The 6870-nt window shown below is 34.2% G+C and carries 6 protein-coding genes and 1 pseudogene; 6 read left to right on the plus strand and 1 reads right to left on the minus strand.

The features are described from left to right. The 3 genes from IAI56_RS14925 to IAI56_RS14935 form a co-directional block, all read left to right on the plus strand. Nucleotides 1–384 (plus strand): hypothetical protein (locus IAI56_RS14925; protein ID WP_187658617.1); only part of this gene is annotated, 384 nt, incomplete at its 5' end. 115 nt (nucleotides 385–499) lie between these two features. Then, on the plus strand, nucleotides 500–1360 hold the full coding sequence (locus IAI56_RS14930; RefSeq protein ID WP_187658618.1) for a tyrosine-type recombinase/integrase: 861 nt from the start codon (nucleotides 500–502) through the stop codon (nucleotides 1358–1360). Then, on the plus strand, nucleotides 1357–2220 hold the full coding sequence (locus IAI56_RS14935) for a tyrosine-type recombinase/integrase (protein ID WP_187658619.1): 864 nt from the start codon (nucleotides 1357–1359) through the stop codon (nucleotides 2218–2220). Before IAI56_RS14930 ends, IAI56_RS14935 begins: the two co-directional genes overlap by 4 nt. Nucleotides 2221–3175: 955 nt before the next feature. Here IAI56_RS14935 and IAI56_RS14940 read toward each other — a convergent pair. Further along, nucleotides 3176–3922 (minus strand): hypothetical protein, encoded by a 747-nt coding sequence (locus tag IAI56_RS14940; protein WP_187658620.1) that lies wholly within the window; start codon nucleotides 3920–3922, stop codon nucleotides 3176–3178. Between the two features lie 314 nt (nucleotides 3923–4236). Between IAI56_RS14940 and IAI56_RS14945 the strand changes: the two genes are divergently transcribed. The 3 genes and pseudogenes from IAI56_RS14945 to IAI56_RS14955 form a co-directional block, all read left to right on the plus strand. Then, complete coding sequence (locus tag IAI56_RS14945; RefSeq protein ID WP_262896763.1) at nucleotides 4237–5091, plus strand: Tox-REase-5 domain-containing protein; 855 nt, start codon at nucleotides 4237–4239, stop codon at nucleotides 5089–5091. 3 nt (nucleotides 5092–5094) lie between these two features. Then, entirely contained in the window at nucleotides 5095–5577 is a 483-nt protein-coding gene (locus IAI56_RS14950; RefSeq protein ID WP_187658622.1) for an Imm52 family immunity protein, read from the plus strand. 342 nt (nucleotides 5578–5919) lie between these two features. Continuing rightward, nucleotides 5920–6870, plus strand: a pseudogene (locus tag IAI56_RS14955) (hypothetical protein); the annotation flags it as partial.

The following is a 6870-nucleotide window of genomic DNA, read 5'->3' on the forward strand; positions in this document are numbered from 1 at the left end:
CGGAGAGCCTCCGCAGGCAAAATAGTTACAGAGATTGTGGATATAGAGAATGCAGTAGAAATACTTTTTGAAAGCATCATTTTAAAAATAGATGAACTTGATGGAAGCTTGCGACAGTTTTTTGAAAAGCTGAAGAAGAAGTTTAAAACCGATGATTTTACACGTTTTGAAGCAATGGAAGCCACAGGATTTAAAAAGACACAACTGCAATACTACATCAATCAATTGGTACAATTAGAATACATCAAACAATACGGACACGGCAACAAAGGCTATAAATATAAAATCTTCCACTTTGACGATATACAGAGCGTTAGAAAAAAACTAAAAGACCATTTTATAAAGCAAATACAACAGCTAAAACCGAACACTAACGAACGCTAACCGAACACCAAACGAACACTAGATTATACGTAAAACACTGAACCTGAAACTTTAAACCTGAAACTAAACCTTGCGTTCGGTCGAAATAAAAAGTACAACCTCAAAAACATAATAGATGATAATAGACGACAGTGTATTTAATTTTAGAAAGGAATTACAGGGCTTGGGTTATAGCAAAAATGCAGTAGATAATTATCCGAAATACGCACAAAATTTACTCAACTACAGCAAAGAAAATCCACAAAAAATAAACGATAGCCATATTAAAAACTATTACAGTTATCTACAAACCAAAACAAGTGAAAGGCGAAAAGCACCATTAAGCGAAAGCCACATCTACAGCCAACTATTAGCTATTAAATTATATTTTGACTATTTAGAAAGAACCAGGACAATTAAACAAAATCCATACAATCTACGAATAAAACAACCTACTAAAAAAGAACGAATAATATTTACTCAAGAAGAAATTAAAACCCTGTATCAAAACTGTGATAATCTATTAGAAACAACTATTTTAAATCTTTGTTATGGCTGTGGATTACGAAGAACTGAAGTAATATTATTGGATGTAAAAGATATAAACTTTGAACAAAAACTACTCTTTATAAGAAAAGGAAAAGGCAAAAAACGTAGAGTAATACCACTTACGGAAAGCATTGTAAAAGACTTAAAAAATTATAACAATCAAATAGAGATCTACCGAAAAGATAAACTACAAAACTTCTTAATCAACGAGTTAGGAAACCCAATAACAGGAAATACAATCTATATCACTTTTAAAAGAATACTCAAACGAACAAAAAAAATAGATCATCAAAATTATTGTTTACACAGCCTGCGGCATAGTATCGCAACACATCTATTAGAAAATGAAATGAGTATAGAAATGGTCAGAGATTTTTTAGGACACACACAGCTTGGAACAACACAGGTTTACACTCGAATTAATTTTTTAAAAACCAAATTACAATGATTAGTTTAGAACAATTTTTACGACAAAGTTTAAGAGAAAGTTCCGTAGAAAGTTATTTATACAGTATTGAAAAATACAAAAAAGCCAATAGAAATGCAGACAAATACGACTATCAAAAAGTAATGCAGTATATTGAATTATTACGCAATAATTACCAACCATCCACTATAAAAGCTACGCTAGGTTGCATTAAACGATATTATGATTATTTAATAGAAATAGAAAAACGAAAAGACAATCCAGCCAGAGCCATACGATTACGAGATAAAACCGAAAACCCAATCCAATTACAAGATTTATTCACAGAAAAAGAACTACAAAGCCTTTTAAATCCTAGAAAAGAGCGTTATCCATTTTTGGCCAAGAGAAACAAAATTATAATGAGTTTACTCGTTCATCAAGGTTTACGAATAGGCGAAATAGAAAACTTAAAATTAAGTGATATAGATTTAGAAAAAGCGACCATAGAAGTAACAGGAACAGCACTAACCAATAACAGAAATCTACCTTTAAAAGCAGAACAAATACTTTTGTTATATGAATACATCAACCACGACAGAACCAAGCTAAAAACGTGGAGAAACGACAATAATAAATTACTATTGGGAAAACTCGGAACACCCATCAGAACCGAAGATGTAGATTACTTAATTACAACTTATCAAAAACAGTACAAAAAGAAGCTCACAGCAACCACCATAAGACAAAGTGTATTAGCCAACTTACTAACCAAAAACAACGATTTACGAGTAGTACAACACTTTGCAGGACACAAACACCCAGACACTACAGAAAAATACAGGCAAACAGGATTAAATGCTTTAAAGACGGCTATTGATAAACTACACCCAATCAAATAAAAGACAAATAAAAGAAATAGGAACGCTTCGCTGACGTATTTGCACCCACCCAGCCAACGCACCCCAACGCTCAAGTGGCTTCTCCCACCACACAAGGCACTTGTTTTTCCCCAAGTACAGCACTATACTAAACAAATGGTTTTTTATTGAGTAATACCATTGATTTTTAAGGAAACAACAAAAAACCATTTGTTTAGTATAGAGCTGCTCACCCAACGCACAAAAAACAAGAGCCTTGACCCGACGCTAAAGCCACCCCAAGCTATATTTACATAATGAGCCATTATAGTTCAAGCCCTTTGGGTTCGCTTCGCCTTGAAACTATAAGCTCATTATGTAAAATAGCCGCTCTCCAACGCACCCACCCACTGCCGACGCTACTGCCGACGCACTACGATTGATTTAATTATTTAGTAATGACTTTGCACAAAAAAAGCTTCACAAAAAAGCCAGCTACAGTGGTTGCCGTCTTTCTTTGCTCGTTTTTTTGCACAAATCATCACTAAAGGGAAGTAGATTGTGTGTTCAATCGCCACAAGGCTATGCTCATTTTTTTGGAAGATTGCCAAGGAAAACCCGATTATAAAACAACATTGGATTAATGGCAATCTTCCAAAAAAATCGAGCCAACAATTTAAACCAATCAGCCGACTACAGGAAAACTCCGAAGATGGTTTTGTACTTGCTTTTGGATAATGGATAAACAAAAACGATTTTTTTTTCAATTGAAGAAGAAAATAATTAATACTTCAGCCGAGGATGTCCCGTAGATGTCCCGAGGATAAGCCCACCATAAGCCCACTAAAGCCGACTTTATCAGGGGGATAAAAAAAGGATAAATCAACTACATCGAATAGTTAATTTATCCTTGAAATAATCATTTTAAAACGTTTTAAGCACAAAAAAAGCCTTCCGAACTCGGAAAGCTTTAACCTGTTAGAAAGTGTTTTAAACCTTAAAAAACTTCCACTATACGCATTGCATTACCTTGAGCCAGTAAATAATCAACGGTATCTACTTTTTGATAAAACTCAATACCCAAACACGCAATAACGCTAACTCCAGCATCAGGAACCAATCCGCCAGGAGCGGTAGCCGTCAGAGTTATAGTTGTGCCGGTGTTGTTGATAGGTTGAATAGCACTATAGGCAGTTATACCCAAACTATTTTGATCCGGAACATCAGGCTCATAGTTTAACGTACTATCGTCAAAACTATAATCAGAGAGCCAACCAACGGCAGCAGCTATACGAAACCCTGTAGCACCTGCGGGAGCATTAATAAAGTTTATCGGAATAAATGACGGAATAGTAAAAGTAATCTCTACACGGTCAGTATCTGAAGTAACGGTATAAGGTGCGTTAAATACTGAAGTAAAACTTATCTTCTCGTTAAGTTCCAAACCTTTAGCCTGTGTTTTGTTGCCACTCAAGGCGATAGGTCGTTGACCTCTTATGCCTGAAGCTTTTGCGTTGATACTTTTAAATAACCGTGTTAATGTAGCAGTCAATGTGCTTCCGCCCATTGTTTGTATAACACTGCTTAACGCAGTTCTAAAAGCTTTGCCCACTTTAGCAGCACCGCCAAACTCGGCGTTGTTCTCTCTGGTTCTCACGAAGTTCGAACCAGTTGCAATACGTTCTTTAGTCGGACCGCCTGCGGTTCTGGCTAAATACTCACCATTGGAAGTATAAAAACTCATACCGCCAATATTACCAACTAACTTGATAATCCCTTTTTGTTTACTCATGATCTAAATATTTAATGGTTAATAAAAAACGAGTAAAAGTGTTTACATAGTGTTGGTTTTTAGTGGATTAATACAAATAATGTGCCAATCGAATAAAAAAATACGTTAAATATTATCTATAAAATCAAACTCTTTTTTTTTCAATTGAAAGAAAAAAGAACTATTTTTGACAAGCAAGGAAAAATGAAAAGGTACGTTCTTACAGAAGGAAGCATAGGAGTTGTAATAAAATAAGGCTCTCACGCGAGGTTAAAAGTTGTGCAGGACTGTACAAGTATAAGTATCAAGGTCAGGAGCGTCAAGATGAGCTGGGGCTTAACTGGGATAGTTTTAAGTATAGAAATTATGATTACGCTATTGGTAGATTTATGAATATTGACCCGCTGGCTGCTAAATATCCATATAACTCAACATATGCTTTTTCCGAAAACAAAGTAGTAATGTATAATGAGTTGGAAGGACTTGAAACTGGTCCAGCTTACTGGATGGTTTATACACCTACTGCTAAAAGTGCTGGTGTTACACCGACAACATGGAATAAGCTATATCAGAGAAATGAAGCGCCAAGTCAAGCAGAGGCAACAATAGTAGACATTACTCCAGTTGTTGGAGACGCTAAAGGTTTTGTAGAAACTTTCACAGGAAGTGACTTAATGACTGGAGAAAAACTTGGTTGGGGAAGTAGGGTGCTGGGGTTGTTTATGCTATCCGAATTTAGAGTTGCTGGAAAAGTTGGTGATGTTTTTAAATCAGGGAAGTGGATTGATACAGGTGAAAATATGAGTGATGCAGCTTCAAGTTTTCAGAAACAAATAACTGGAGTTGATGCTTCTCAAAGTTTCAAGTTAAACGGTGTAAAATTTGACGGTATAACTGATAGTGGAGTTTTACTCGATGCAAAATCTGGCATGGGAAACTTTGTGGGAAAAGATGGTAATTTTAAAAATTGGTTTAAAGGAGCTGATAGTTTAATAGATCAAGCAAATAGACAGCTTAAAGCTGCTGATGGGATAAAAATACAATGGCATTTTGAGAATAAAAAGGTAATGGAAGCAACACAAAAGTTGTTTAAGAAAAACGATATAGAAGGAATAGAATTAATACATACTCCAAGAAAATAACACATGGAAAAAAAAGTAGAGTCTATAAGTGCAATATGGCTATCTAAAGAAAAAACGACCATAGAACAATGTTCAAAAAAAGTGTATGATTTTTTATTATTGTTAAGGGTTTATAACAATGATTTATTTGGTCACTGGTATGAAAAAGGAAATAGTAAAAAAGAAGCTATAAATAATCAAGTAGATTTTAATCAGGATTATTTTAAAAGAGATTTAGAAAAGAAGTGGGATAAGAAATTCGAAGATTTAGGGGCAAGAATATCTTATTGGTCTGGAAATAAAAATGACAGTGAGTCGGCTCAAATAAACTTTAATATAGGAGCTTATGGAGATAAGTCATTTAATAAAAATAGTTGCATATTAACTTTACCTGAAAACGATAAGTTCTTTAGTTCAGCAAAAGAGATTGATGATTTAATAAATCTAATGAAAAATTATTGGAAGCCTAATAAAATGTTGATAAATGGGATAATGTATCAAATTTAGGTAATGTAACAGATGGGTAATGTGTCAAATTAGGACATAAGCTAAAAACAAAAATTAAATCATTGAAAAACAGTGTTTAGCGTAAAAAACTAAATGCTGTTTTTTTTGTTGTATAAATATATCTTTTGAAGATTGATAGTTTGTTAGAACGCATAAAATAAGGATTTGATTTTGCTACGTGTATCAAATTAGGGCATGGAAATATCAAGAATTCAAATGATATCATTTTTAGCCCCGATGGAAGTGGAAATCCTCGCAGAGATTGAAATGAACAGCGGGAAAACGGATAGCAAAAGAACGCAAGCCATTCGCTTCAAAGAATAAAAAATATTTGCGTTTAAGTTGAACTATAACCAAGTAGAAAACGCTACCAATTACACAGGCAAAGCATTGTATAACGGTAACATATCAGAAACCTACTGGCGCACGAGTAGTGATGATGTGAAGCGTAAATACAGTTATCAGTATGATGAACTGAACCGATTAAAGAATGCCATATATCAGAGACCAGAAAATTCTTCACCATTAAGAAACAGTTATAATGAAAGTTTAATTTATGATAAAAATGGAAATATAAAAGGATTGTGGCGTAATGGTGATTTGGATACGAATGATTTTGCTATTGAGATCGATGATTTGACGTACACCTACCATCCCGCCAAGCCCAATCAATTGATGAAAGTATTGGATAGCAGTAACCATCCAGAAGGTTTTAAGGATGACAGTAATGGTATTACCGATGCTGATGATGATTATGAATATGACGATTTTGGTAATTTAAAGAAAGACCAAAACAAGCAAATTACTTTTATTACCTATAACCATTTGAATTTGCCAATTTCAATTGTTTTTGCAGGAGGGAAAAGTATTTCTTATCTTTACAATGCCGTGGGTCAAAAGGTAAAGAAAGTTGTTAATGAACAGCCTTATACTTTGCAGACCGTCACTACAGACTATATGGACGGGTTTCAGTATACAGAGGGTTACTTGAGCTTTTTTCCACATGCGGAAGGCTATGTTAGTGTGATTTATGGAAGAGGAGGTATTAAGTATTTTAATTATGCTTATCAATACAAAGACCACTTAGGTAATGTTCGATTGAGTTTTGCTAAAAATTCTTCTCTTGATATAGATAATCCATCTCTTGTGACAATATTGGAGGAGAATCATTATTATCCTTATGGATTAAGGCATACAAGTTATAACACAAGTTTGTATGGTTTTGTGGAAGTGGAAAATGGAAATGATTATTATGTTAACATTGAACCAATACCAACAGATAACTGGGTATAT

Source organism: Flavobacterium macrobrachii, assembly GCF_014486675.1.
GTDB classification, from domain to species: Bacteria; Bacteroidota; Bacteroidia; order Flavobacteriales; family Flavobacteriaceae; genus Flavobacterium; species Flavobacterium macrobrachii.

Coding starts and splice junctions, on each gene's coding strand:
- IAI56_RS14930 (WP_187658618.1), top strand. CDS start 500: ATGATAATAGACGACAGTGTATTTAATTTTAGAAAGGAATTACAGGGC.
- IAI56_RS14935 (WP_187658619.1), top strand. CDS start 1,357: ATGATTAGTTTAGAACAATTTTTACGACAAAGTTTAAGAGAAAGTTCC.
- IAI56_RS14940 (WP_187658620.1), bottom strand. CDS start 3,922: ATGAGTTTTTATACTTCCAATGGTGAGTATTTAGCCAGAACCGCAGGC.
- IAI56_RS14950 (WP_187658622.1), top strand. CDS start 5,095: ATGGAAAAAAAAGTAGAGTCTATAAGTGCAATATGGCTATCTAAAGAA.